Annotated in this window: 21 protein-coding genes; 15 read left to right on the forward strand and 6 right to left on the reverse strand. The window is 56.6% G+C overall.

Going from position 1 to position 24,298, the window contains the following annotated elements; translation table 11 throughout:
- Positions 1-29: 29 nt before the first annotated feature.
- The 14 genes from AC13QO_RS02970 to AC13QO_RS03035 all read left to right on the forward strand — a co-directional run bounded on the left by AC13QO_RS02970 (position 30) and on the right by AC13QO_RS03035 (position 13,602).
- Positions 30-1,181 (forward strand): glycosyltransferase, encoded by a 1,152-nt coding sequence (locus AC13QO_RS02970; RefSeq protein ID WP_430958501.1) that lies wholly within the window; start codon positions 30-32, stop codon positions 1,179-1,181.
- Positions 1,181-1,687: an acyltransferase gene (locus AC13QO_RS02975; RefSeq protein ID WP_085779104.1), complete on the forward strand. Its 507-nt coding sequence runs from the start codon at positions 1,181-1,183 to the stop codon at positions 1,685-1,687. The genes AC13QO_RS02970 and AC13QO_RS02975 overlap by 1 nt, the downstream gene beginning before the upstream one ends.
- Positions 1,684-2,586 (forward strand): exopolysaccharide glucosyl ketal-pyruvate-transferase, encoded by a 903-nt coding sequence (gene pssM, locus AC13QO_RS02980; RefSeq protein ID WP_085779105.1) that lies wholly within the window; start codon positions 1,684-1,686, stop codon positions 2,584-2,586. Before AC13QO_RS02975 ends, pssM begins: the two co-directional genes overlap by 4 nt.
- Before the next feature lie 99 nt (positions 2,587-2,685).
- Complete coding sequence (locus tag AC13QO_RS02985; RefSeq protein ID WP_085779106.1) at positions 2,686-4,188, forward strand: lipopolysaccharide biosynthesis protein; 1,503 nt, start codon at positions 2,686-2,688, stop codon at positions 4,186-4,188.
- A gap of 30 nt (positions 4,189-4,218) precedes the next feature.
- Entirely contained in the window at positions 4,219-5,250 is a 1,032-nt protein-coding gene (locus tag AC13QO_RS02990; RefSeq protein WP_285194364.1) for a polysaccharide pyruvyl transferase family protein, read from the forward strand.
- Positions 5,251-5,260: 10 nt separating this feature from the next.
- A complete protein-coding gene (locus AC13QO_RS02995) occupies positions 5,261-6,082 on the forward strand; it encodes a galactosyl transferase (RefSeq protein ID WP_285194363.1) in 822 nt (273 codons plus the stop codon).
- A gap of 76 nt (positions 6,083-6,158) precedes the next feature.
- Positions 6,159-7,103, forward strand: coding sequence for a glycosyltransferase family 2 protein (locus AC13QO_RS03000; RefSeq protein WP_285194362.1), 945 nt, complete (start codon positions 6,159-6,161; stop codon positions 7,101-7,103).
- Positions 7,104-7,274: 171 nt separating this feature from the next.
- Positions 7,275-8,243: a glycosyltransferase gene (locus AC13QO_RS03005; RefSeq protein WP_488539874.1), complete on the forward strand. Its 969-nt coding sequence runs from the start codon at positions 7,275-7,277 to the stop codon at positions 8,241-8,243.
- Positions 8,244-8,331: 88 nt separating this feature from the next.
- On the forward strand, positions 8,332-9,309 hold the full coding sequence (locus AC13QO_RS03010) for a glycosyltransferase family 2 protein (protein ID WP_488539875.1): 978 nt from the start codon (positions 8,332-8,334) through the stop codon (positions 9,307-9,309).
- Positions 9,306-10,187, forward strand: coding sequence for a glycosyltransferase family 2 protein (locus tag AC13QO_RS03015; RefSeq protein WP_488539898.1), 882 nt, complete (start codon positions 9,306-9,308; stop codon positions 10,185-10,187). Before AC13QO_RS03010 ends, AC13QO_RS03015 begins: the two co-directional genes overlap by 4 nt.
- Positions 10,187-11,161 (forward strand): glycosyltransferase family A protein, encoded by a 975-nt coding sequence (locus tag AC13QO_RS03020; RefSeq protein WP_488539899.1) that lies wholly within the window; start codon positions 10,187-10,189, stop codon positions 11,159-11,161. Before AC13QO_RS03015 ends, AC13QO_RS03020 begins: the two co-directional genes overlap by 1 nt.
- Before the next feature lie 24 nt (positions 11,162-11,185).
- On the forward strand, positions 11,186-12,559 hold the full coding sequence (locus tag AC13QO_RS03025; RefSeq protein WP_085779114.1) for an O-antigen ligase family protein: 1,374 nt from the start codon (positions 11,186-11,188) through the stop codon (positions 12,557-12,559).
- Positions 12,560-12,670: 111 nt separating this feature from the next.
- Entirely contained in the window at positions 12,671-13,129 is a 459-nt protein-coding gene (locus AC13QO_RS03030) for a glucuronosyltransferase (protein WP_085779115.1), read from the forward strand.
- Positions 13,126-13,602: a glycosyltransferase gene (locus AC13QO_RS03035; RefSeq protein ID WP_085779116.1), complete on the forward strand. Its 477-nt coding sequence runs from the start codon at positions 13,126-13,128 to the stop codon at positions 13,600-13,602. The genes AC13QO_RS03030 and AC13QO_RS03035 overlap by 4 nt, the downstream gene beginning before the upstream one ends.
- Before the next feature lie 39 nt (positions 13,603-13,641).
- On the opposite strand, the gene AC13QO_RS03040 is transcribed toward AC13QO_RS03035, so the two are convergent.
- The 4 genes from AC13QO_RS03040 to AC13QO_RS03055 all read right to left on the reverse strand — a co-directional run bounded on the left by AC13QO_RS03040 (position 13,642) and on the right by AC13QO_RS03055 (position 19,696).
- The gene (locus tag AC13QO_RS03040) at positions 13,642-14,337 is read right to left on the reverse strand and encodes an SGNH/GDSL hydrolase family protein (RefSeq protein ID WP_488539900.1); all 696 of its coding nucleotides are present in this window, start codon (positions 14,335-14,337) and stop codon (positions 13,642-13,644) included.
- Positions 14,338-14,550: 213 nt separating this feature from the next.
- Positions 14,551-15,858: an HlyD family type I secretion periplasmic adaptor subunit gene (locus AC13QO_RS03045; protein WP_085779117.1), complete on the reverse strand. Its 1,308-nt coding sequence runs from the start codon at positions 15,856-15,858 to the stop codon at positions 14,551-14,553.
- 15 nt (positions 15,859-15,873) lie between these two features.
- Positions 15,874-17,637 (reverse strand): type I secretion system permease/ATPase, encoded by a 1,764-nt coding sequence (locus AC13QO_RS03050; RefSeq protein ID WP_085779118.1) that lies wholly within the window; start codon positions 17,635-17,637, stop codon positions 15,874-15,876.
- 484 nt (positions 17,638-18,121) lie between these two features.
- A complete protein-coding gene (locus tag AC13QO_RS03055) occupies positions 18,122-19,696 on the reverse strand; it encodes a right-handed parallel beta-helix repeat-containing protein (RefSeq protein ID WP_488539876.1) in 1,575 nt (524 codons plus the stop codon).
- A gap of 688 nt (positions 19,697-20,384) precedes the next feature.
- Here AC13QO_RS03055 and rapA2 point away from each other — a divergent pair.
- Positions 20,385-21,089, forward strand: coding sequence for a calcium-binding lectin RapA2 (rapA2, locus tag AC13QO_RS03060; protein WP_488539877.1), 705 nt, complete (start codon positions 20,385-20,387; stop codon positions 21,087-21,089).
- Between the two features lie 211 nt (positions 21,090-21,300).
- On the opposite strand, the gene AC13QO_RS03065 is transcribed toward rapA2, so the two are convergent.
- Complete coding sequence (locus AC13QO_RS03065) at positions 21,301-22,005, reverse strand: hypothetical protein (RefSeq protein WP_285194355.1); 705 nt, start codon at positions 22,003-22,005, stop codon at positions 21,301-21,303.
- Entirely contained in the window at positions 22,005-24,281 is a 2,277-nt protein-coding gene (locus tag AC13QO_RS03070) for a polysaccharide biosynthesis tyrosine autokinase (protein ID WP_285194354.1), read from the reverse strand. The genes AC13QO_RS03065 and AC13QO_RS03070 overlap by 1 nt, the downstream gene beginning before the upstream one ends.
- Between the last annotated feature and the right edge of the window lie 17 nt (positions 24,282-24,298).

Raw genomic sequence — 24,298 nt, forward strand, 5'->3', positions numbered from 1 at the left:
CCAAAGACAGTGGAGACGCGAACAGATTCATGAGAAAAGCCGTTATTTATGTGGAAAAATTTTTGCCTGCCAGCCAGGCATTTGTTCTCAACCAGGCCGTGGCATTTCGTTCCTTCGAAGCTGAAATTCTTGCCGGTTCGCGAATCTCTTCCGCCCATACGAAAAAATCGACTGTCCCGGTTCATGACATTCGTCGGTCTCCCGTTGCGCGGGCCGGTGAGCTGCTTCTGAAAATCCCGCAGGTCGGCCTGCCTTTTCTCTTTCCCGCGATCAGCCAAGCCGATCTTGTCCATGCCCATTTCGGCAAGAACGGCTATGTCATCGGTCCGCTCGCGCGCGCCGCCGGCAAGCCGCTCGTCACGACGTTTCATGGCTTCGACGCCACCTATCGCGGCGATCCAAAAAAACCCGGCGGCTTCAATCAGGTGCGTTTCTTCGCCAAGGGCCGGAGCGAGATGGCCGGCTGGAACAGCTGGAACATCGCCGTTTCCGATTTTATCCGGGAGCGGTTGCTGGCGCTCGGTTTCCGCGCCGACCGCGTCTTTCGCCATCATATCGGTATCGATCTCGATCTCTTCAAAATGGAACCGCGTCCACGAAAAAAGGGGTTGGTGGTTTCCATTGCCCGTTTCGTCGACTATAAGGGCCACCGCTTCATGATCGACGCGCTCTCACGCGTGGCGGCCGCCGGCACCCCGGTTGAATTCGTCATGGTCGGACAGGGACCACTGAAGGAGGAAATCGAAGCCATGGCGCGTCGTTCCTTGCCAAGCGTCACGATCCATGAAAATCTGTCGCAGACAGAGATAAGGGATCTGCTCGCCAGTGCGGAACTCTATCTTCATGGCAGCGTGACCCTCGACAATGGTCACGCGGAAGCCTTCGGCCTCGCCAATCTGGAGGCCGAAGCCGTCGGTACTCCGGTCGTCGCATTCCGCTCGGGAGGCGTGGGCGAAGCGATCGAAGAGGGGAAAACTGGTTATCTCGTGGAGGAGCGGGATGTCGCGGGCATGGCGGAAGCGGTTGGAAAGCTGCTCAACGACCAGGCCCTGTGGACAGCCTTCAGCGCGCGGGCACCGCTTCTGGTGGCCGAGCGCTTCGACATACGTCGTCAAACGGGGATGCTAGAGGACTATTACAGTTCCGTTCTAGACGAATTTGCCAGCCGGGGTCGGACTTGATGGTGCATACAGGAAAGAAGCCGAAGTGGGGACTGAACGTATTTCGGCCGCTGCGGAACGGGATCGTAAAGGCCAAATGGCTCTATTACACGAAATTCTGGGGTATGGACATCGATCCGACTGCCAGCTTTTCGTTGAGCGTGCGCTTCGACAAGACCAACCCGAAGGGACTGCATATCGGCGCCGAAACCTATGTCGCCTTTGAGGCGGCGATCCTAACCCACGACCTCACACGCGGGCTCTATCTTCACACGAGGATCGGCAAACGCTGCTTCATCGGTGCCCGCAGCATCATCCTGCCCGGCGTGGAGATCGGCGACGAATGCGTCATCGGCTCCGGCTCGGTGGTGACCAAGAGCGTGCCGCCGCGATCGCTCGTGGCCGGCAACCCGGCAAAGATAATCCGCAGCGACATCAAGATCATTTCGCGTTACGGACGCATGGCCCGCGAGGACGAAACCGTCACGCAGCTCGTGACGCACTTGCCGACTGGAGAAGCACGATGAAGATGTTTGCCTATCGCGGGAAACATGAAAATTTTGGCGACGAGCTGAACCATTGGCTCTGGGAACGTCTGCTGCCCGGCTTCTTCGACGACGATGAAAGCCAGCTCTTTCTCGGCATCGGGTCCATCCTCTACGACAATTTCGACCCGAACATACAGAAGATCGTCTTCGGCTCGGGTTATGGCGGTTACACCAACGCGCCGAAGGTCGACGGTAACTGGACCTTCTATTTCGTGCGCGGAAAAAAGACCGCCGAGGCCCTCGGCATCGATCCGAGCTACGCCATCGGCGATTCGGGCATCCTGACCCGCAGTTGCTGGGATGCAAAAAGCGTTGAGAAGCGCTACCCCGTCTCTTTCATGCCGCACTACGAAAGCGCCATGTACGGCAGCTGGGACAAGGTCTGCGACCTTGCCGGCATCCATTATATCGATCCGCGCTGGTCGGTGGAAAAGGTTCTGACCGAACTCAGCGCATCGCACAAGGTCGTTTCCGAGGCAATGCATGGCTGCATCATCTCCGATGCGCTGCGCGTTCCTTGGCGCGCGATCCGGCCGATTGCGCCGGGCAATCGCGCCAAGTGGTACGACTGGGCGAGTGCGCTCGATCTGGAGATCGATTTCGACCCGATCGGCCCGTCCAACCTCGTCGAAGCAGGCGCAGCTTTGGTGCGCAAAAACACATATCTGTTGAAGAATATAACGTTCCGTCACCGCCGCATCCGGCAACTGACCGGCAACTTTGTCTTCGGCTCGACTGTCAAGACGCTGCAGCGGGTGGCCGAAAAGCCGGGACAGCTCAGCTCCGACGAGGCTATCGTAAGGGCGCACGAAAAAATGCTGGTCCAGCTGGATCGGCTGAAACAGGATTTTTCCAACAAGACGGCCAGCGCCCTCTGATGATCCCGTGACGAGGCAATAAGGCATGATGCTTTCTAATTCCGCCGATACCGACTTGCTGAAATGGTCAATGTTATCGACCTCAGGAGCCGTTCGCCCATGAGCAGTGTTACCGACCGGCTGATTCAGGGCAGCATGTGGCTGAGTTTGTCCCGCGCCATCGTCAACGGGCTCTCGGCGCTCAGCACCTTCGTGCTTGCCTGGTATCTGGTGCCGGCCGATTTCGGTCTCGTCGCCATTGCAACGACGATCCAGGTGATCCTGAGTTCGGTCACCGAACTCTCCCTCAATCAGGCGCTTATCCGCCACGAGTCGCCAAGCGAAACGCACTTCAGCGCGGTCTGGACCTTGAGCGTGACGAGAAGCGCGATATTGGCGCTGCTGTTTGCCGCCGCGTCCTATCCAATCGCCGAATTCTATAACGAGCCGCGGCTGACGAGCGTGATGCTTGCCTTGAGTTTCAGCCTGCTCCTGAGCGGGCTCGCCAATCCGCGCCGGGTCATGCTCCAGCGCGATCTGATCTTCTGGCAGGAATTCGTCCTCAACGTCTCGCAAAAGCTGGTCGGATTTATCGTCACGGTGGGAATTGCGGCCGTCTATCATAGCTATTGGGCGCTCGTGATCGGCACCCTCGCCTATCAGGTGACCAATATCATCGTTTCCTACACCGTCCTGCCGTTCTGGCCGCGCATCACCTTTCGGCACGCGCGCGAATTGTTTTCGTTCTCGGTGTGGCTGACGGCCGGTCAGATCGTCAACACGCTGAACTGGCGGATCGAATATCTGCTGATCGGCAAGATGCTGGGCGCCACGCAGCTTGGCCACTATACTGTCGGCAACACCCTTTCGACGCTGCCGACGCGCGAAGCCACGGCGCCGTTGAACCAGACGATTTATCCAGGCTTTTCGAAAGTCCGCAATGATCCGATCCGGCTGATCGCAGCTTATCAGCGTGCCCAGGCGCTGCTGGCGGCCGTGGCGCTCCCGGCCGGGATCGGTATGGCCGTGGTGGCCGAGCCGATGATGAGGCTTGCCTTGGGTGAGAAGTGGGTCCCGGCAATCTTCATCGTCCAGGCGCTAGCATCGGTCTTCGCCTTGCAAACGCTGGGTTCGCTCGTTCAGCCGCTCGGCATGGCGAAGGGCCATACCAAGATGCTGTTCATCCGCGACACGCAAATGCTGGTGGTCCGCATTCCGATTATCATCGCCGGTCTGATGCTGTACGGGCTGCCGGGCGTGGTCTATGCGCGCGTGTTGACGGGTCTGATTTCCACCGTGGTCAACATGCTTCTGGTCAAGCGCCTGATCAATCTGCCGTTCTTCCAGCAGCTCGCAGCGAACTTCCGCGCGCTTGCCAGCGTCGCCTTGATGGCGGCCGGCGTGTGGGGATTGTCGCATATGGTCAGCATGCCTGCCGACAAGCTGCACTTGGCCGTGTATCTTGCCTTCCTCGTCATTACGGGCGGCATCATTTATCTCGGATCGAGCTTTGTTCTTTGGGTCGCTATGAAGAAGCCCAACGGCCCGGAAACCGAAGTCCACCGCATCATTGTCAAGTTCCTGTCAAAAGCAAAACGTATTGCCGTACCTAAGTCGGCCTGAAGTTAAACGAACACCAACAAGAGAGGCAGAATGACCAGCCAATCCAGATCGGAGCTGATCGCAAAACTCAACGGCATGATCCATGATTGCCTGAAGGACTATGTCTCGCGCGATGAACCGCTTGCGATTCTCGATTTTCCTGACATTCGCAATTGCGGCGACTCGGCGATCTGGCTGGGAGAGATGGCCTATCTCCGTGATCGCTTCGGCAAGCGTCCGGACTATGTTTCCAGGCTTCACGACTTCTCCGTCGAAGAACTGAAACGGCGGGTTCCCACAGGCCCGATCTTCATTCACGGCGGCGGCAATTTCGGCGATATCTGGGTCGCCCACCAGGATTTCCGCGAGATGATCATGGAACGTTTCCCGGATCGGCAGATCATCCAGTTTCCGCAGTCGATCCACTACAGTTCGGCTGAGCGCATCGAGCAATCGAAGCGGGCCATCGGGCGCCACAAGAATTTCGTGCTGCTGGTGCGCGACGAAGAATCGAAGGAGTTTTCCGAGAAGCACTTTGACTGCACCGTGCGGCTATGCCCGGACATGGCTTTCGCCATCGGTCCGCTGCCGGAAAGGGCAACGCAGATCCCCGTCCTCGCCATGTTGCGCGAGGATGCGGAACGGGTTGGCGGCGGTGATCGCAAGATTCCTTCCGATATTCCTGTGGAAGACTGGATCACCGAATCGAAGCGTAAGGTAAATATCGCCAAGAAACTGGGCGTAGCTTCGGCTTATTTCGCATTGAAGCCGAGCGAAGTTGCCTTGCGCCGACTGGACGCTGCGGCTCATAACCGCTTCGAGCGCGGCATCAGCCAGATCTCCCGTGCCCGCGCGATTGTGACCGATCGCCTGCACGTCCATATCTGCTCGCTGCTGCTCGGCCGTCCGCATGCGGTACTGGACAACAGCTATGGAAAGATCCGCCGCTTCATGAATGCATTCTCCGGCGGAACCGACCTTTCCTATAAGGCGACATCGCTCGAAGACGGGATCGAGTGGGCGCGTCAGCAGGCTGGCCAGGACCGCGCCGCTGAGAAAGAAGCTGTGGGCCTGCGGGCTTAAGGGGAATTCGATGCCACTTGTCACCTTCATCATCCCGGTCCGACATCAGGACAACGCGCGCGATTGGAGCAAGCTGAAGGCAAATCTCGGCCAGACCGTGGCCTCCATTTCCAATCAGACCAATGGAGATTGGCGCGGCATCATCGTAGCCAACGAAGGCGCCGATCTACCTGATCTGCCGGAGAAATTTTCCGCCGTTCGCGTGACCTTTCCCCCTAACGACATGCATGAACTCGGCAAAGGCAGCAAGGAAGACTTCCTTGATGCGTTCCGCGCCGACAAGGGCCGGCGCGTCCTGAGCGGGATGCTGGCCGCCGCCGACAGCCGTTTCTTCATGATTGTCGACGATGATGATTTCGTTAGCTCCCGTATCGTCCAGCATGCTGCGGAAAATCAGAACGCCAACGGCTGGACGATTGACCATGGTTACATCTGGGACGACGGCGGTAATTTCCTGCTTGGTCATGATGACTTCAGCCATCTCTGCGGGACGTCGCTGATCATTCGCGCCGATCTTTATGAATTGCCGCAGCGGTTCGAGGACGCTTCGCTTGACTGGATCAAGTCGATGCTCGGCAGCCATGTGCGCATTGCAGATATTCTCGCCCAACGCGGAGCGCCGCTCGCCAAACTCCCCTTTCGCGGGGCGGTCTACCGGGTCGCCCATGGCGGATCGCATAGTCGGGCGCCGAGTCTGATGCGGCAGTATTTTCTCAATCGCGGCGTGCTTCTGAAGCCGCGACGCTTGTTGCGCAATTTTCGCAGGCTGAGGGTTCTCGGCCAGGGTTATCGGCGCGAATTTTTCGGCGGGGCGCGGTCGAATCCTGCATAGACTCCGATGCACATAGCGAAGGCAACTAAATTATGAGGCTTTTCTCGTTCGATTTCACCAAAAGGGTTGGTTAAAGATGGCGAATCTTCTCGTCAGCGTGCTCTTTTCATCTTACAACGGCGCCAGCCGCCGGCTGCGCCATACTCTGGACTCCCTGGTGCGCCAGGAGCTTCCCCACGATCAGTGGGAACTGATTGCTGTTGACAACAACAGCAATGACCGCACGTTTGATCTTTTGAAATCCTATTGCGACAAACTTCCCATCACCATCCTCCAACAGCACAAGCCAGGAAAGTCCGGTGCGCTGAACATGGCCCTGGACCGGGTTAAGGGGGATCTCATCGTCTTTACGGATGACGATGTCCGCGCCGAACCAAACTGGCTGAAAGCAATCGTCGACTGCGCCGCAGCCCATCCGAGTTATGGCATCTTCGGCGGCAGAATTGTTCCTGATTGGGAGAAAGAGCCAAAAGACCGATTTATCCAGTGGATTCCGATGGGTTCCACCTTTGCGATCGTCGACGAAACACAAAGCGGGCCCTGTGACCCGACAAAAGTCTGGGGTCCGAACACAATCGTCAGACGAGAACTGCTCGGAACAAGCGTGCGCTACCGAGAGGATATAGGTCCCCTTCCCGGAAAGATATTTGCCATGGGTGAAGATGCCGAGATCGTCATTCGCTTGGCAGCCAATGGCGCCAAATCCTATCGATGCGCCGAGGCCGTCGTCCATCATTGGATTCCAGCGTCGAGCGTGACGGAGGATTGGGTACAGAAAAGAGGGGAGCGGCTTGGCTACGGCATGCCGGCGCTCTTTCCCGACGAGGTACCTGGAGGGCTGAGGTTAAGCGGAGTTCCGCTTCCGACCTGGATCGAAAGCGCGCAATGGGCTTTCCGGGCAGCAATGCTCTATCTCCTGCCGCAATCGAAGAAACGTTTCTGGGCGATCTGGAAATATTACTACATGCGTGGCTATCGCGCCGGAATTCGCCGGTACGTGTCTCAAACGGTGGTACAGTGATCGATTGCCCAGGAGGCAGGAATTTGAGACTATCAGTGCCCATCAGTCATTTTTGGCAGTATTTGCGTCCACGCATCGACAGCGTTCTATCGGAGGCCCAAGTCACCGGCAAGGCGTGAGCTGAAGCCGTACTGTGAGGCGATCCGACCGAAATGGGGTCCGGAGCAGCAAATGAGCAAAGTCAAGGTAACAATACTTTTCTCGACTTACAATGGAGAGAAGACCCTGCCAACGATGCTTGACGCACTCTGCGCTGCCACCATACCGAAAAAAGAATGGAAAATCGTCGCGGTCGATAACAACAGCAGCGACAACACTGCAGCAGTCCTGAATTCCTATAAGGAGCGGCTTCCGCTGGAAGTTTATTTCGAGCCAAAACAAGGCAAGCAACATGCATTGACTTTGGGCTTCCGCCACCTGGAGGGGGAACTCGTCATTTTAACTGATGACGATGTCATCCCCGCGCCGGATTGGATCGAGCAGTTTCTGATCTTGGCGGAGGAGCAACCTCAGTTTTCCATTTTCGGGGGCTTGATCACGCCCGAATGGGAGGAAAAGCCGGCACCGTGGTTGATCAAGTATGGGCACCTGGGAATTCTTTATGCTCTCAATGGCGATCTTCCCGAGGGTCCGATTTCGGCGGCATTAATCTCAGGACCGAATTCCGCCTTCCGCCGTTCCATATTGGGGACTGGTTATATCGTACACGACGGCCTCGGCCCGGATGCCACTGTCGCTCAATTCCCCATGGGTGAGGATACGGCTTTCGCTCTGAGGTTGGAGAAGAATGGAGCCAAGGCGTTTCATTCGCGACATCCCGGGGTTCGGCACATTGTAAGGAAGGGCTATGTGAAGGAAGGCTGGGTTTTGCGACGCGGCGAGCGCTATGGCATGGGTTTGGTTATCGTTCGGCCGGACCTGTTCAAGAGCAAAATGAAAATCGCCGGCCTGCCGGTTGTTAGCGCCCTGAGATGGCTTCTGATGGCGCCGGCCAGCGTCGTCGTCAAGAGATTCCCCCTAAGCGGCCTTCGCTTCAAATTGCTCTGGGCGCAGTCGGTGAGACAGGGAATCCTGCGCCAATTTTTGAAGCAGAGATCTGCGATGAATAAAACGGTCCATTCTCAGCTTGGTGCCAAGTGATGACAGTCCCAAACCACGGCATCGACAGGAAGTGCTCCATCTGCCAAGGCAGGGGGCAGGATTTTCGCACTTCGGGAGGCGGCTCGGTTTGACAGCGAATCTAAAAATTAGTGTCATCTTTTCGTCCTTTAATGGCGCTAGCAGACGGCTTCAGCAGATGCTGGATTCGATGCTGGGCCAAAACCTTCCGGCTGACCAATGGGAACTGATTGCCGTCAACAACAACAGTGAAGACGAAACACAGCAGCTTCTCGACCAATATACGGAGAAGCTTCCAATGGTTGTTGTCAATCATGCCCGGCCAGGAAAATCAGGAGCTATGAACGCCGCTTTGGCGATAGCTCGAGGAGCGTTGATCGTTTTTACGGACGACGATATCGAGGCCGATGCGAGTTGGTTGAGTTCGATTGCGGAGTGCGCAGAGGTGAATCCGGATTACGGCGTTGTCGGCGGTCGCATCCTCCCGAATTGGGAGCATTATCCCCATGGAGATCCGCTGTTGGACTGGATTCCCATGGGATCCACCTTCGCCATAGCCGACCAGGAATCCAGTGGCCCGTGCGACCCGACAAAAATCTGGGGTCCCAACACGACCGTGCGTCGTGAACTGCTCGGCAGCACTATACGGTTCCGCGAGGACATCGGGCCTCTTCCAGGAGGTCTTTTCGCGATGGGAGAGGATACGGAAATTGTCACCCGCCTATCCCGAAACGGCGTGAAAACATATCGGTGCGCTGAGGCCACCGTTCATCATTGGATTCCCGCCTCGAGCGTGACAGAGGCTTGGGTCCAGAAACGTGGGGAACGTCTTGGCTATGGAATGCCTGCGCTCTTCGCCGAGGACATTCCCAAAGGTGTAAGGATCGGCGGGGTGCCCTTGCGGACCTGGATTGAAAGTGCCAACTGGGCGGTTCGGGCGGCGCTTCTTTATCCTTTGCCGCGATCAAAGAAGAGGTTCTGGGCCATTTGGAAGTACTACTACATGCGTGGCTACCGCGCCGGGCTGCGCCGATACGCACCGGCAGGAAATCATTCTGGTCGACTGGTGCAGGAGGTCGTGCGGTGAAATTATCGGTACTCATCAACAATTTCAATTACGGCCAGTATCTGCGTCCCTGCATCGACAGTGTTCTGTCGCAGGCCTATCCGGATTTCGAAGTGATCGTCGTCGACGATGGCTCCACTGATGATTCCCGAAAAATCCTTGCTTCATACGGCGAGCGGATCCTGACCGTATTGAAAGAGAATGGCGGCCAAGCCTCAAGCTTCAATGCCGGTTTTGCGGCCGCAAGCGGCGATATCCTTTTTCTCCTCGATGCCGATGATGCGTTTCTGCCCAGCAAACTCATGCGCGTCGCCGAGATCTACGACCGCAACGAGATCGACTGGTGCTTCGACCGCGTCACGACCGATGACGGCGACCAGCCTCCCGCGGACCTGCAAGTGACGCTGTTCGACAAGCGGGACACTCTGCGCCGAGGCGGTTTCCCCTCGCTCCCCGTGCCGACTTCAGGCTTGACCTTCCGCCGCGAACTGCTGTCCCAGATCCTGCCGATGTCCGTCGCGAAAGACGTCGTCCTCAGCGACAATTACATCAAGTTTGCGGCCGCGTATCTGGGTCGCGGCGCCATCGTCGAAACACCGCTGACCTTTCAGCGCATTCATGCTTCGAACCGCTATACGGGCACGAGCAGGGCGAAAACACTGCGCCCGCGGATCATGATCGCGACAGGATTGGAACTGGCACGTCGCTATGATGGGCTGCATGCGCTCGGCAAGAGCCTGGTGGCCGGCGGCATCGCCGAAACGACGTCGCTCCTGAAGCTGAGGAGCGAAGCTCGAAGCACGGTGGCAGGTGGTCCGTTTGGTGATGACGCCGTAAACGAAGTGGCCCTGATGGCCGCGTGCAAGCGTTTGGGCGCTATGCTGCGGAGAGGACAGTGATGGACCAGCAAGAGACCTTGGCGCCTTCATCTGATCGGCAAGGCGCGTCGCCGTTGAACATCGCCGTCGGCGTGCTGACCTATCGGCGGCTGGATGGCATCGCCAAGCTGCTCGACGTGATGACACGCCAGACGAAGCATTCGGATCGTCCCTATCATCTGACGATGGTGATCGTCGACAATGATGCCGCTGGCAGCGCAAGAGCCACGGTAGAGGGCTTCGGCCAAACGGGCGCCTATGATCTTATCTATGTCGTCGAACCCAACCAGGGCATACCCTTTGCCCGCAACCGAGCGCTCGATTCGGCCCCTGCCGGCACGGACCTCTTCTGCTTTCTCGATGATGACGAATGGCCCGTCGATGGCTGGCTCGATGCAATGCTGGAGACCCGCGAGAAAAACCGCGCCGATTGCGTCTACGGTCCTGTCCAGCCGGTCTATCCCGAGAATCCACCTGAATACTTCATCAAGGCAAGGGTTTTTGAGCGCAAGATGAACAAGGACGGTCAGCGCATTTCCTATGCGGCTTCGAACAATGTCATGTTCGATTATCGCCTCATCCGCTCATGGAATCTGCGCTTCGAAGAGAAAATGCGCTTCACCGGGGGCACTGACTATCTCTTTTTCAATCAGGCAATTCGCCGCGGCATGCAGGTATTCTGGGCTGATAAGGCACTCGTCTATGATATCGTTCCCGCCAGCCGCATGACCTGGAAGTGGGTGCTGCAGCGACAATACCGGCTAGGCAACACTTTCGCCGTCAGCGAGGTCCTGCACGGCAACCTCAAGCGCCGGCTCTATCGCGCGGCCTATGGCGCCACGAGAGTAATGCTCGGGGTGGCCATGCTGCCGGCGATTCTGATTTCACCCTATTGGGGCATGCGGGCGCTCACTCATGTTTTGCGCGGCGCAGGCATGGTCAACGGGATCCTTGGGCATGCCTACCAGGAATACAGACCCAATGCCGCCCTCTGATACTGTTTGCAGGAGCGCTCTCGGATGAGTTTCGGCCCTACTTATGTTCCGAACGGGAACATCAGCTTGACGCGGCAAGCGGCGCGATCGCGACCACGTCATGGCATCGAGAAAGAAACCTTGGTCCGTTGGCTCCTCACGGTCATGCTTTATATCACGCTCTTGCGTGCAACCGGAATGTGGTACGGTTATCCCTCGAACTTCGATGACGGGATATCTGTGGATCCGCTTCCGCAGAAGCTGATGCTCTATTCCCTGATTCCGATGATGGGCGTTTACTTCATCCTGGAGCCAAACCGGTTTCTGTCCTATTTTCGAAGGATTCCGGTTCTCGTCATCGTTGTGGCTGGCTTTTCGCTCATATCCCTCGCTCTATCGATCAGCTTTGGCGCATCCGCGCGCGGTGTCGCCGCCGTGACGGTGCTGACAATCGCGCCGCTGCTCTACCGACGTCGCTACGGCAGCGTCGAGACATTCAGGCTACTTACAAACTTCGCGATTTTTGCAGCCTTTGCCAACGTCCTGTATACGGTCGCCTTCCCGCGTTTTGCTATCATGGGCGGTTCTTATGCCGGCATGGTCAAAGGGCTTTTTTACCATAAGAACACGATGGGGCAATTTTTTGCGGTCGCGTTCGTCGTCGTGGTTTCCATCGGCTTGCCATCCGCCAAGCTTCGATATCGGACGTTGCTGCGCTGGACCGCTTTGTTGTTGATGCTTTTGTTGATCGCCGTCTCGCGATCGTCGACGGCCGTCGTCATGTTGGCAATGGGGCTTGCGACACTCGCGGGTCTGAAGATGATGTTCAAGATCGGAAATTCCGGCGTTCGATCGTTCTTTCTGTTCTTTCTCTGTCTTATCCTCGGCTTTGTCGGCGCGTCGGCCTATCTCGGCGCCGCGCAACTGATCGCGGATGCCTTCGGCAAGGATTTGACGTTCTCCGGCCGAACGAACATCTGGGAGCAACTGATTCCGCTTGTCTACGACAAACCGATTTTCGGATATGGGTTCGCTCTGTTTCGACAACCCGAGATCATGGAACAGTTCGTCCGTGTGACGTTTGATGCGAGATCGACGCACAACACCTATCTGGAGCTCGCGCTCAACATTGGCGTGCCCGGGACAATCGCCTGGGTTGCATTCTTGTTCAAACGGCTTGGAGAACGCATAACGACGGTATCGTCGGGCGCCGCGCTAAACGAAGTTCAGGCGAAGGAAGTCGCAGTCATGCTGATGATCATGATCGGCGCGATGATGGAGGCTGGTTTGATGTTGGCACCGGTCGTGCTTTGGCCGCTTATGGTCGTGTGCTTGCCAAAGGATTCCTCGCCGAGTTCCTTCAGGCGCAAGCCACGAAAACCGATTATGCCGAATTCTGGTCGAAGACCAGCAGTATGAGTTCATATTAAGAGCTGGTATCCGACCCGAAATGTAGAGTATCGAAACAATACACGGCGGTCCGCTTCAATGCGGACCACTTTAGCGCAATTCTCAATACGAGGTCTCTCTATGGCTGAGAAAAAGTTGAAAGTCCTCGCCGCCTCCTCCGGCGGCGGTCACTGGGAGCAGCTGATGGCCATGCGCGGCGCATTCGAAGGCTGCGATATCGTCTTTGCAACGACAATCCCGGGACTGCTCGCCAAATACGACATCAAGGATGGACTGGTGCTTCCCGATTGCAGCCGCGACTCGATCACAATGTCCATCCGCTGCTTTTTCAGCGCCTTCTCCATTGTCATCAAACACAGGCCGGACGTTGTCATTTCGACAGGTGCAGCACCTGGGCTTTTCTGCCTGCTTGCCGGCAAGTTGACGGGCAAGCGGACGATCTGGATCGATAGCGTCGCCAATGTGGAGAAACTGTCCCTCTCCGGAAAACTGGCTGGCCATATTGCGACTCTCTGGCTGACGCAATGGCAACATCTTTCGCGGCCGGATGGCCCACATTACGCAGGAGCTGTCCTTTGATCCTTGTCACCGTTGGAACGCAGCTGCCCTTTGATCGCCTCATCAAGGCTGTCGACAGTTTCGCACAGGGATTGACTAGGCCGGTTCTGGCGCAGATCGGCAAGGGCACCTACACGCCACAGAACATGAAATGGATCAAGAATATCGAGCCTGCGGACTTCGATAGGGTCTTCCGCGATGCGACTGTCATCGTCTCTCACGCGGGGATCGGCACCGTCCTCACGGCGAAACGTTTCGGCAAACCGATCATTCTCGTTCCACGGAAGGCGGCTCTTGGCGAGCACCGAAACGATCACCAGCTTGCCACGGTCAGCCAGCTTGTCGGCCGGCCAGGCATCTATGTCGCCCAGAATGACGACGAACTCAAAGACTATCTCCTCCAGGACCTGGAGAGCCCCTCTCATCAAGACGTGTCCGATGCCGGCCGGACGTCGCTGGTCAACTATTTGAAGGGTTATCTCGGAGCAGGTTGATCCCGTCGACAGGTGCAGACATCCTCAGGCGGGGGAGATTCATTCTCCGCAATCGTGGTCGGCTATGTGCCGGACGAGTTGGGGCACAATGATTTTAGAAGCGACTTCGGGTCGCGGATGTGCGCCGTCAGGAATTGCAGCGGCCAGATTGTCAGGGGTCAGACTCTCCCAAACGGGGCGGTGGTCGATAAACTCCAGGCCCCGTTTCCGTGCCTCCGCCTGATGAGCCGAGATATAGCTACCGACAAAAGGACGGATCAGCCCCCGCAGTCCTGAAAATGGATTCATCGCCATGAGAATGATCCGTGCCCGCGGCAGGCGTTGATGAAGCTGATCGAGAATATCGGCAATATTCTTTCGGCTTTGCGCCAGGGACACGAACCGATGCAATGTCGAGTCATTGGCGTAGAGCTCGATCAGAATAATATCCGGCTGCTCGGCAACGACCCGGTCCAGCTGGGTCAAAGCCCACTCCGACGTCTCGCCGCTCTTTGCGACGCTCTCGACTTTCACAGATCTCTGCAGGCAGGCAGAAAGCCTTGTTTGGAGGTCGGGCTGCCATCCCCCGCGCGCTGTCAGCGATGTTCCGAAAGCCACTATTTTCAGCGGTGGAAGGTTCTCGGCATCACTGTTTTCAGTCATCAAAACCATCACGAGGCAGGCTAAAAGCAGAACCAGACCCGATACCGGTCGCCTCTCGGTCGGCGCCGCTCGCCAAAGCCGCAAACATATCATGACAAAAACCATATCTCGGCAAGAGCTATACGTCACCCGGCAGGAGAACCTTGTGGAACGGCTGGCAGGCCCTTGAAGCCAAACTTGCAGCAGGCTTGAGACAATATCATCAAGCACAGATAGTCACGCCCGCTTCAGTGCGCAAATCAGCCTTACATCCAACCGGGGATAGCAGCTGCCTCGACACGCCGCAACGGTGCCGAGGAGCGCCAATCACTCCTCACGAAATACGTGCTGCATCTGATCGGTCAGCGGTTTTGTGAGATAAGAGATGACGGTGCGGTCGCCGATCTTGATAAAGACTTCGGCCGGCATGCCCGGATAGAGCTTTATCGATTTCAGCTTCGCGATACTTTGAGCCTCCGGCTTGACGCGCACAGGATAATAGCTGATCCCCGTCCGCTCATCCTTGACGATATCAGGCGCAATTGAGGTGATCACCGCCTGCACATCGGGCGTCGTGCGCTGATCAAAAGCGCTGAAACGCACATCGACGGATTGGCCGACATGGACCTGATCGATATCGCGGGTGGCGATTTTCGCCTGGACGGTAAGATCGTCGTTTTCCGGAACAACGAGCCCCAGCGTCTGACCCGCTTCGATAACGCCATTGACGGTGTGCACCGACAATTCGTGAACGCGGCCGCTGAGCGGCGCGGTGATGTCGAGACGGCGGAGTTGATCGAGCGCAGTGCCGCGGCGCTCCTCATTCTCGGCGATCTGAGCTTCGACATCGGTCAGGTCCTTTGCGATCTCCGAACGACGATCCTCATCCAGCTGAATCGACTGCCGGTCGATTTCGATCGCCTTGCCTTCGGCCTCCGCCTTTGCAGCGATTTCCTGACCGCTGTTACCCTGGAGATCGGCGCGGGCTCGCTTGAGCGTATTCAAACGCTGAAGCGTCACCAGACCCTTCTTGTAGAGAACATCGACGGCTTCGAGCTCCTGTTCGATCAAACCAAGGGAATCGCCGGTGGCGTTGATCTGAACTACCAAGCCTTTGATCTGCTCTCCCAATTGATCCTTGCGCGACGCCAGCTGACTCTTCATTCCAATCAGCGCTGACCTGCGGCTGTCGAACAACTTCCGCTCGCCGTCAAGCAGCTGCTGCGCCGCGGTGCTGGATGTCAGATCGCTGAGGTTTTCGTCGACTTCGAACGACTCGGCGCCGACCCGCTCCGCCTTGAGACGGGCGCGGCGCGCATAAAGCTGAGCAAGCGTGCTCTCGACAATCGACAGCTGTGCTCTTGTCGCCGTTCCATCAAGCCGTATCAAAACCTGTCCGGCCGACACATGCTCGTTTTCAGAGACCAGAAGTTCCGAGACGATACCGCCCGTCAGATGCTGGATCTTCTTGACGTCGCCGTCGACGACAACGACGCCTTCGCCGATGACGGCGCTCGAAAGTTCCGTCGTCGCCGCCCACCCGCCGATGCCGCAAACCAACGCAATGGACAGCGCGCCGACAACCGCCACATGGCGATTGAGGGAGCGTTTGGATTCACTAATAACTTTGCTCACGATCTTCCTTCCGGCCTATTCCGCCGCATTCCCGTCGACCACGACCTTAAGCTGAGCCACGCGCTCGGCAATTGGAGTGCGCGCTGCCTCGGTCCGGCTGACCCGCGCCAGAACTTCTTCCTTAGGACCGAATGCGATCATCCTGCCCTCCTGCATCATCAGCACGAAGTCGCACACTGCCAGAACGCCGGAACGATGCGCGATGACAACGACGATGCCGCCACGTGCACGCACGCTCATGATCGCAGCACTCAGCGCCCGCTCGCCTTCCTCATCGAGATTGGAATTCGGTTCATCGAGCACGACGAGGAATGGTTCGCCGTAAAGCGCTCTCGCAAGCGCGATACGCTGTCTCTGCCCGGCTGAAAGCGCAGCACCGCCCTCGCCGATTTCGGTCTCGTAACCGTTCGGCAGACGCAGAATGAGGTCGTGAACGCGCGCCGCCCTCGCTGCGGTAACCACTGCTTCCGGCGACATCTCTTTCGCGAAGCGGCAGATATTCTGCGCGACCGTGCCTGAGAAGAGCTCCACATCCTGTGGAAGATAACCGATATGCCGGCCAAGTGCGTCGCCATCCCATTGGTCGAGCGCCGCGCCATCCAGACGAATGGACCCTCTGACCGTCGGCCAGATGCCTATCATCGCCCGCGCCAGCGACGACTTGCCCGAGGCGCTGTAGCCGATGACCCCGAGCGCGCTCCCTGCTCTCAGGCCGAAGCTGATATCGGAGATGACCAACCGCTGGCCGGCCGGCGGTCCGCTGGCGACGCCTTCGACCGTCACCTGCTTGGAAGGTGCGGCCAGCGCGAGAGGGGCTGGAATCTCCGGAATTGTCTTCAGGAGGTTCGCAAGCCGCGCCCAGCTTTGCTGGGCGGAAACGAAACCGCGCCAATTTCCAATCGCCGCCTCTACAGGCGCCAGAGCGCGGGACGTCAGGATGGAACCGGCGATGATAATACCTGAAGAGGCTTGACCTTGAATGACCAGGATCGCGCCTGTTGCCAGCGTTCCCGATTGCAGGGCGATACGGAAAATCTTCGAGAGGGTCGCATAACCATTGCCGACATCCGATGCCTGCCGGGTGATGTTCCGGTATTCGCCGTTTTTGCGATCCCAGATCTCAGCCATCGTGCCTGCCATGCCCATGGCATGAATGACCTCGGAGTTGCGGATCGAGCTCTGCGCAAATCCGTTGCGCATGTTGGCGGCTTCCGATTGCCGCTTGGAGAGCGTACGCGTGCCCTGGTTGGTCAGGAACGTCAGCATGGCGAGAACGAGCGATCCGCCGATGGCGATATATCCAATAGCCGGATGGAACAAGAAACAGATGACGAGATAGAAAGGGAGCCAGGGCAGATCGAACATTGCCGTCGGGCCCATGCCGGACAGGAACGTTCTTATCTGATCGAAATCCCGCAGGGGCTGAAGCCCGTCGCCGCCAATCTTGACCTTCAGCGGCGCTTTGATCAACGCCCGAAACACCCGCCCATTCACCATCTCGTCAAGCGCACCGGCAACGCGAACGAGCATTCTGCTCCTGAGAACTTCGAACGCGCCCTGGAAAGCATAAAGAGTCAACGCAAGTATTGCCAAGGCGGCCAGCGTCGGTATGCTTTTGCTTGGAATGACTCGATCATAAACCTCAAGCATAAAAAATGAACTTGTGAGGTAGAGGATGTTGATAAGTGCGCTTGCTATGCCAATAAAGATCAGGCCCCCTTTGCATTTCCGCAATGCTTTGGACGGTTCATTGACGTCAGCTGTCGAACTTTGAAACACGAAGCAATCCTCTCTTACCGCATCGCTAACCCGGCGAAGCCGCGGATACACATTGCAGTTGCGGGCTTATCAAGCCCAATCATTGACATGCTGCCTTCGGAGCCGGCACCGGTGCCGCCCCCGCTTGCAGCCTATAACTTAGCTCATGAGTCCCACTGAAAAATGACCGAAAATACAAATTTATCACGAACAATTTCAGAGGCTCTAACATTAACGCTACGATAATCATACCGGCCGAAGCAAGAGATAATCGCAATCCGCCCAATAACGGCTCAAAGCGGCGAACATGTGGCGCACTTATATCGATATTTACTAGGATGTTAACTATAAATGCAATCTATAGTTAACTTTTATGAGTACCTGTGGAACATTTCCATAATCACCGCGTGACTTCAGCGTCCGCCGATAGCGACGACCTTCGCGACCCTTGAAAGTTGAAGCATTTCCGCCACGCGCGGGAAACGCTTCGGGATCCGCTGCAGTTTCAAGCCAGCATTTGTGAGACGTGACTGCCGTGGAATGCGTCGACGTTGATGGAGACGCTCAAGCTGTCGGTATCGATATGCGAAGCGCCATCGGAGATCTTGTAATGGAAGGTCTCGCTAACTTTTCCGCTCAAACCCGCGATTTTCGCAGCGTCGACCGTGTAGGTGTAATCGCCATCACTCTCAACATGGATGACGCCGTATTTTCCGGTCAGCGTCAGGCCATGCTTGTCAACTGCGCTATCACCGAAGCGGCGAAGCCATACGATCCCGTTGCTCGCGCTGTCGTTTTCCAGCAGATTGCCATGATAACCGCTGCCGGTATCGGCCGAAATCTTCAGGGTGTCATGCACTGCGACAATTTTGGGAATGACTGCATCTGTGGTGGGAGCAGGTGTTACCGTGGTCGTGGGCGGAGGCATCACTTCAGGCTCGGCGACAGCCGGCGAGGTGTTGTCGCCCGTGCCGCCTGCAGCGCTGTCCAACTCTGCCTGCGCCTGCTCGAGGGTTTTGTTCTCTCCGATGGAGAACGTGTTTTGGGCGGCAATTGTCGCCGGCATCGTGAGCGTCGGTACATCGCTGTCGATGATATTGTTGTAGAAGGAGCCTGATGCCGGTTTGTCCACTTTCAATGCGGACGAGGAAAGTTCGTCGAAGACGTTGTCGTGGACAGTGATATTCTCGCGAATATAGCCAGGGTTGCCTACGGCGCTGACCAAAACGCCGTAGACGCCGTCATGCAGATAGTTTCCGCTGATGTCGTAGTTCTTCGCATCGCCTTGGTCACCGAGACCGATACCGTAAGACCAGCTATAGCCGCCATATCCTGAGATATCATTGTCGTGGATGGCGATATTCGTACCCGCCTGCGCGCTCAGTCCAAAGCCGCCACCGAGCAGAGTGTTGCCCTCGACCACGGCATTGGTCGCCCGGATCAGCACCAGAACACCCTTGGCGCTATTCGTGGCCGTCTGCTCAAGGTGGTTGTCCGCGACCAATATATTGCTGCTGTCGTTGAGCTGGATCGCGTCTGCGGCGCTGCCCAGACTGTTGGTGACGGTATTGTTGATGAGGGTGACGCCGTTGACCTTATCCATCCAGATCCCGTCGGAATGCACGCCGGTCAGCGTACTGTTCTCGATGGTGATGTTCTGGCTGCTCTGGAAGCTGACCGAACCAGGTTTACCGGACAGGCCGGTATTCGACACTTCGACATTGCGCACGATCCAGTTTGAAACATTGCCGGCATAGATCGCGTTGGCGCCGGTATCGGCGATCTTGATGTTCTCGATAATGATGTTCGAAGCCTTGGAGCCGTGGATCCCGTCATTGCTGCTGTGAATGACCGGCGCGTCACCGATGCCATAGCTGCCGATGGTGATCGGAGCGTTGGCAGTCCCGGAATATCTCAGATCGAATTGTTCGTTAAAGACGCTTCCGACAGCAAGCAACACGCTGTCGCCGGGGTTCAGCTTCAAGGCTTCCACGGCGGATAACGTCGCGAATGCCGAACTCTCGCTGGTTCCGCTGTTATTGTTGGATCCTGTCGCCGAATTCACATAATAAACAGTCATGCGTGATCTCCCTCGATGTTAGGAGATCTTTTAATGGCGGACCTCTCTCCGCCTGCTAAAATGAAACACTAAAATGCATTCTATCTCGCGATATTCTTGAGAAAGTGATCATTAATATTTGCTGATGACAAACATTTGCTGCATTGCAAAACACTTCCCGAACAAAATGTGGTTGTATATTTAAACAAGACAACAACCACCGCGAACTCCCCTATCGGAGATAAAGGCCTTCGCAGGTAACAAAACGAAGGCTAATTTCACGCAGAACAACTACTCGCCGCCACCTAGCGCAAAAGCGCTTGTTTGCGTTGAGTACCCACAACAGGTAAGCATGAATAACAAAAGGCACAGATCAGATAGATGATCATAAGGGATTATAATTGGTGTTTCTACCTTTTTCATATTTCTGTCGTACGACACGGGCTTCACGACGGATAAATAAACTTCGCCTGAGAAGATATGAGCGTTATAACGGGCAACAACCATAATCAATTATTATTAACGCAAAATCTTCAACTATTTCATCCTCTTATGCACATTCTACGCGTGAAATTATTAAAGAACGCACCTATGAATGTTTAATTTTTGTTAAGCATATGCTTGACTATTTCTATTAAGCTATCCTTAATCGGGCCGCTCGTTGAAGTTCAAACATGACCAGCGAACAATATTTCAAGGAGAGACCCCGATGGCTATTCACGCAACAGACGATTCTGCGACATTCCTGGAAACCGACGTTATCTCAGGAAATCTGCTGACCAATGATACATCTGATGGCAATCTATTCTTGCGCGCTTTTGATCACCAGAGTGTAGGCGCCAAGCAACCCGGCCAGATTACCGAAATTCACGGCGATTATGGTACTTTCTACGTCAAGGCGGACGGCAGCTATACCTATGTGCTGAGTGATGCCGCGAAGATCGGCTTCATCAACGGCGAAACGCTTCAGGAGAAAGTCTCCTACAAGATTTCCGACGGGGCTGGCCACACCGATTTCGGCCTGTTCACCCTCAATATTCAGGGCGTCACGCAGGTTAAGCCGATCGCAGTGGACGATCATTACAGCTTCAACGAAGGCGATTCCATCGGCGGCAACGTTCTGGACAATGATATTGCCGGCGACAATGGTCACCTCTTCCTCCGCCAATTTGACGGTACGAACGTCAACGCCGAGAGCGGCGCCGTAACCGATGTACTCGGTACTTATGGCACCTTTCATGTCCAGGCGAACGGCGAATTCAGCTATAAGCTGACGTCCGATATCGCCCCGGGCGACCATGTCACCGAAACCGTTCAATACTACAAGATTTCCGACGGCGAAGGTCACACCGATGTCGGCATTCTGACGCTCAACATTACGGGCACGGATGTCGTCTCCGGCCCCGTCGTCTGATCGACGACAAGCATCGCACCCCGTTTCCTATGCAAACGGGGTGCCAATAAAAGGCCCGTCACACAATCGGCGGGCCTTGTCACATGGGGAGAGCGCAAGATAGCGCATCGGTGCGAAAATCGGAGTTCGGAAAGCACGATGGTAGATTCATGGTGTCAGGGCGTCCGAGCGAAAGGACGCATGGCGCTCCAAGGAAGAGCTCCACCCCTAATCACTTGCTGCAGCGTTGCCGGAAACGCGCTGTCGCTCCGTCTCCTGCCTTCTCCCAGTTTCTGTCGAAGATCGGGCGGAGTTGCGGGCTGATTTGCTTCATGACGGCTTTGACCCTGCAACGATCCCCAAGCTTCAGCATGGTCATGAGATCGCTGTCGAGCGCGTGGCCCGCCGCCAGGAGCGTTGTATCGGTAAAACCGTTCCAGAAATAAAACCGCGTCAGAATCATCGACTCATCGTAGGGCGCCAGAGCGACCGAACGCTTCATCATGCCAGCGCTCGACAGCGGCTCTTCCGCAATCTTCGACTCGACCGCCGCAAGACGCAGCCAGAAATTACTGTTCGTCGGCATGCATGATAATGCATGTTGCAGATAATGACGTGCACTGGCGGCCGCGGCAACCCAGGCGTCGTAATCGATATTGACGTTCTGTCGATCGAGCTGCGTCAGAACGAGCGTCAGGCCGGCGGCAACAATGTCAGATCGGCAATAGTGTCCGTCGATTCGTTCAATAGCGCGCGCCGCGTATCTGGCCGCGACATTGTTCCCGACAGTTTCGCCGCGTTCTATCCTCTCGGCGACAATCGAAATGCTGGCCGTCCTGATCGAAGCATAGAGCTCGCGGCTGGCCAGCGCCGTAAAGGCCACGGCGACGATGAAGAAAACGATTCTCGTGCGCGAAACGTGCCGAATGCCGAACATCAGCTTTCGGTATAGTATCGGGAATAGCGCTTGTAATAATATTCGCTCGAACCAAATGTCCGGTAGAGCTTCATCTGGGCCGGATCGACCTTGGTTAGTATGGCTCCGACGCACTTCGTATAGAGATCCGGCTCGGACAACAATGTCGATTGGACCACCTTCCGCGAAGTCTTTCCCCACTCGATCACGAACACGACCGCATCGAGCTTCGGGTTAATGGCGCGTGCATCCACCACCGGAGCCAGAGGAGGCAAGTCGACGATAATGTAATCGAAACTTTGACGCGCAATCTCGAGAAGCTGATCCATACCGCGCGACGCGAGCAGCTCCGACGAATGCGGAACGCGATAGCGTGCCACCGTCGGGAGGAATGCGAGCTTTGTCTTGGGGTCGAGGAGAATGAGATCCTTCAGCGGGCGATTGTCGACGATTGCTTCAAGCAAGCCGGCTTCCGCGTGGCGGCCGATCGCCCGCGTCGCTCCGGGATTGCGCATATCGCCGTCGATAAGCAGGCACCGTGCCCCTTGCATGGCCAAGAGCTTGGCAAAATTGATTGCCGTCGTCGACTTGCCTTCACCGGGCAAGCTCGACACCACACCGATGACTTTGCAGCGCTGGTCGGAGGCACTGATATCGATCGCGATTTTCGCGCTTCGAAGCGTCTCCGCGAATGCCGACAGGGGATGCTCCTCGACATAAGTCGTGGTCTTGCCGCCCCTGGCGATGCTTCGCGGGTTCCCGGGATCGACCAGCGTCGGATCATCGACATTGTTCTCGATCAGCGGCATGACGCCAAGGGATTCGACATCTAGCATATCCCTGACATCGTCACCGGTGCGGAAGAAGCGATCGCGGAATTCACGGAAAGCTCCGATGCCGCTACCGAACGCGCATCCCAGGAACATGGCGAAAGCGATAACGAGGCTTCTTTTCGGCGCACTCGGCTTCGTTGGCGTCTCCGCAGTCGTGATGATACGTGCGGCGGTAATTGGGAAGCTCTGCTGCTGGATCGCCTCTTGATAGCGCGCCAAGAAGCTCTGATAGAGGTTCTTATAAGTATCCCGTGTCCGCTCGAGCTCGCGGAGCTGAACCTGCGTCTCGCCCGCCGTTGCGGCCACACCCGTTGCCTTATCAACGCTGTCACGCAGCGATTTTTCGCGGGACTGCGCAACCGTGAGCTCGCTCTGATAGCTCTCGGCAATGCGATTCAGCTCGTCGAACATGAGCCGTTCGTATTCGGCCATCTCGGCGCGCAGCCGGACGGCCTGGACGTGGTCGGGACCAAGCCGCGCCTCGATTTCGGCCTCGAGCTTCGAAGCTTCGAGATATTTCTTGCGGAGGTCGTTTGAAATCGAGCTGTCGAGCACGTCGGTCACGATCGCATCGGTCTGCTTGGCTTCGATGATCGACTTGATGCGGGTATATTTCGCTTCGGCCTGAGCGGTTTCGGCCTGAGCCTTGATCAACTGGCTGTTCAGCTCGGAAAGCTGCTGCTCGCTGAGCAAGTTGCCCTGCCCCGCCTCGACGAGCCCATGCTCACTTCGGAACTTCTGCACTGCAAGGTCGGTGTCCAACGCCTGCTGCCGGAGTTCTTCGATACGCTCCTGCAGCCACTCGCCGGCCCGCCTAGTCGCGTCATATTTCGAATTGAGCTTATCGACCAGATAAACATCGGCAATGGCGGCGGCGATTACTCGGGCCAGATCCGGAGACTGCGAGGTGTAGGTGACGTCGAGAACGTAGGATTTGCCGACACGCTCGACATCGATATTTCCGGCGACGGTTTCCGCGGCCCATCGCCGCTTCATCTCCAGATCGGGAGCGATGGCCGCGTCGTCGGCAAACCAGGAGCGAAAATTCAGCAGAGATTTCAGCGTCCCGACAGAAAAGAGTGAGTTCTTCTGTGCGTTGAACACCGGATCGTCGACAAGTTTCAGCTTGTCGACGACGGCATAGGCGATCGTATCGGACTTCAACAGCTCGACCTGGCTGAGGACCGTACCCTCGTCATCGTCCAGCTGGCCAAAAGCCGCCAGCTGGTTAATCATCTGATTGTCGCTGCGGTCGATCAGCACTTTGGTCTCGGCTGTATAGACCGGCACCGCCGTCAGGACATAGACGACACCGAGAATGCCAAAGGCGAAAGCGCATACCGCTACGATCCGCCACTGGCGACGGACGATTGCGATAAGCTTGTCGAAATCGATGAAATCAGCTTCGTTTCCCGTATCGCGGGAAGGGTCGATACGCGGCGTAAGTTTATCTGGGGACAGCAATTTCGATCTCCAACAAT

It is taken from the genome of Rhizobium sp. CNPSo 3670 (genome assembly GCF_057784555.1).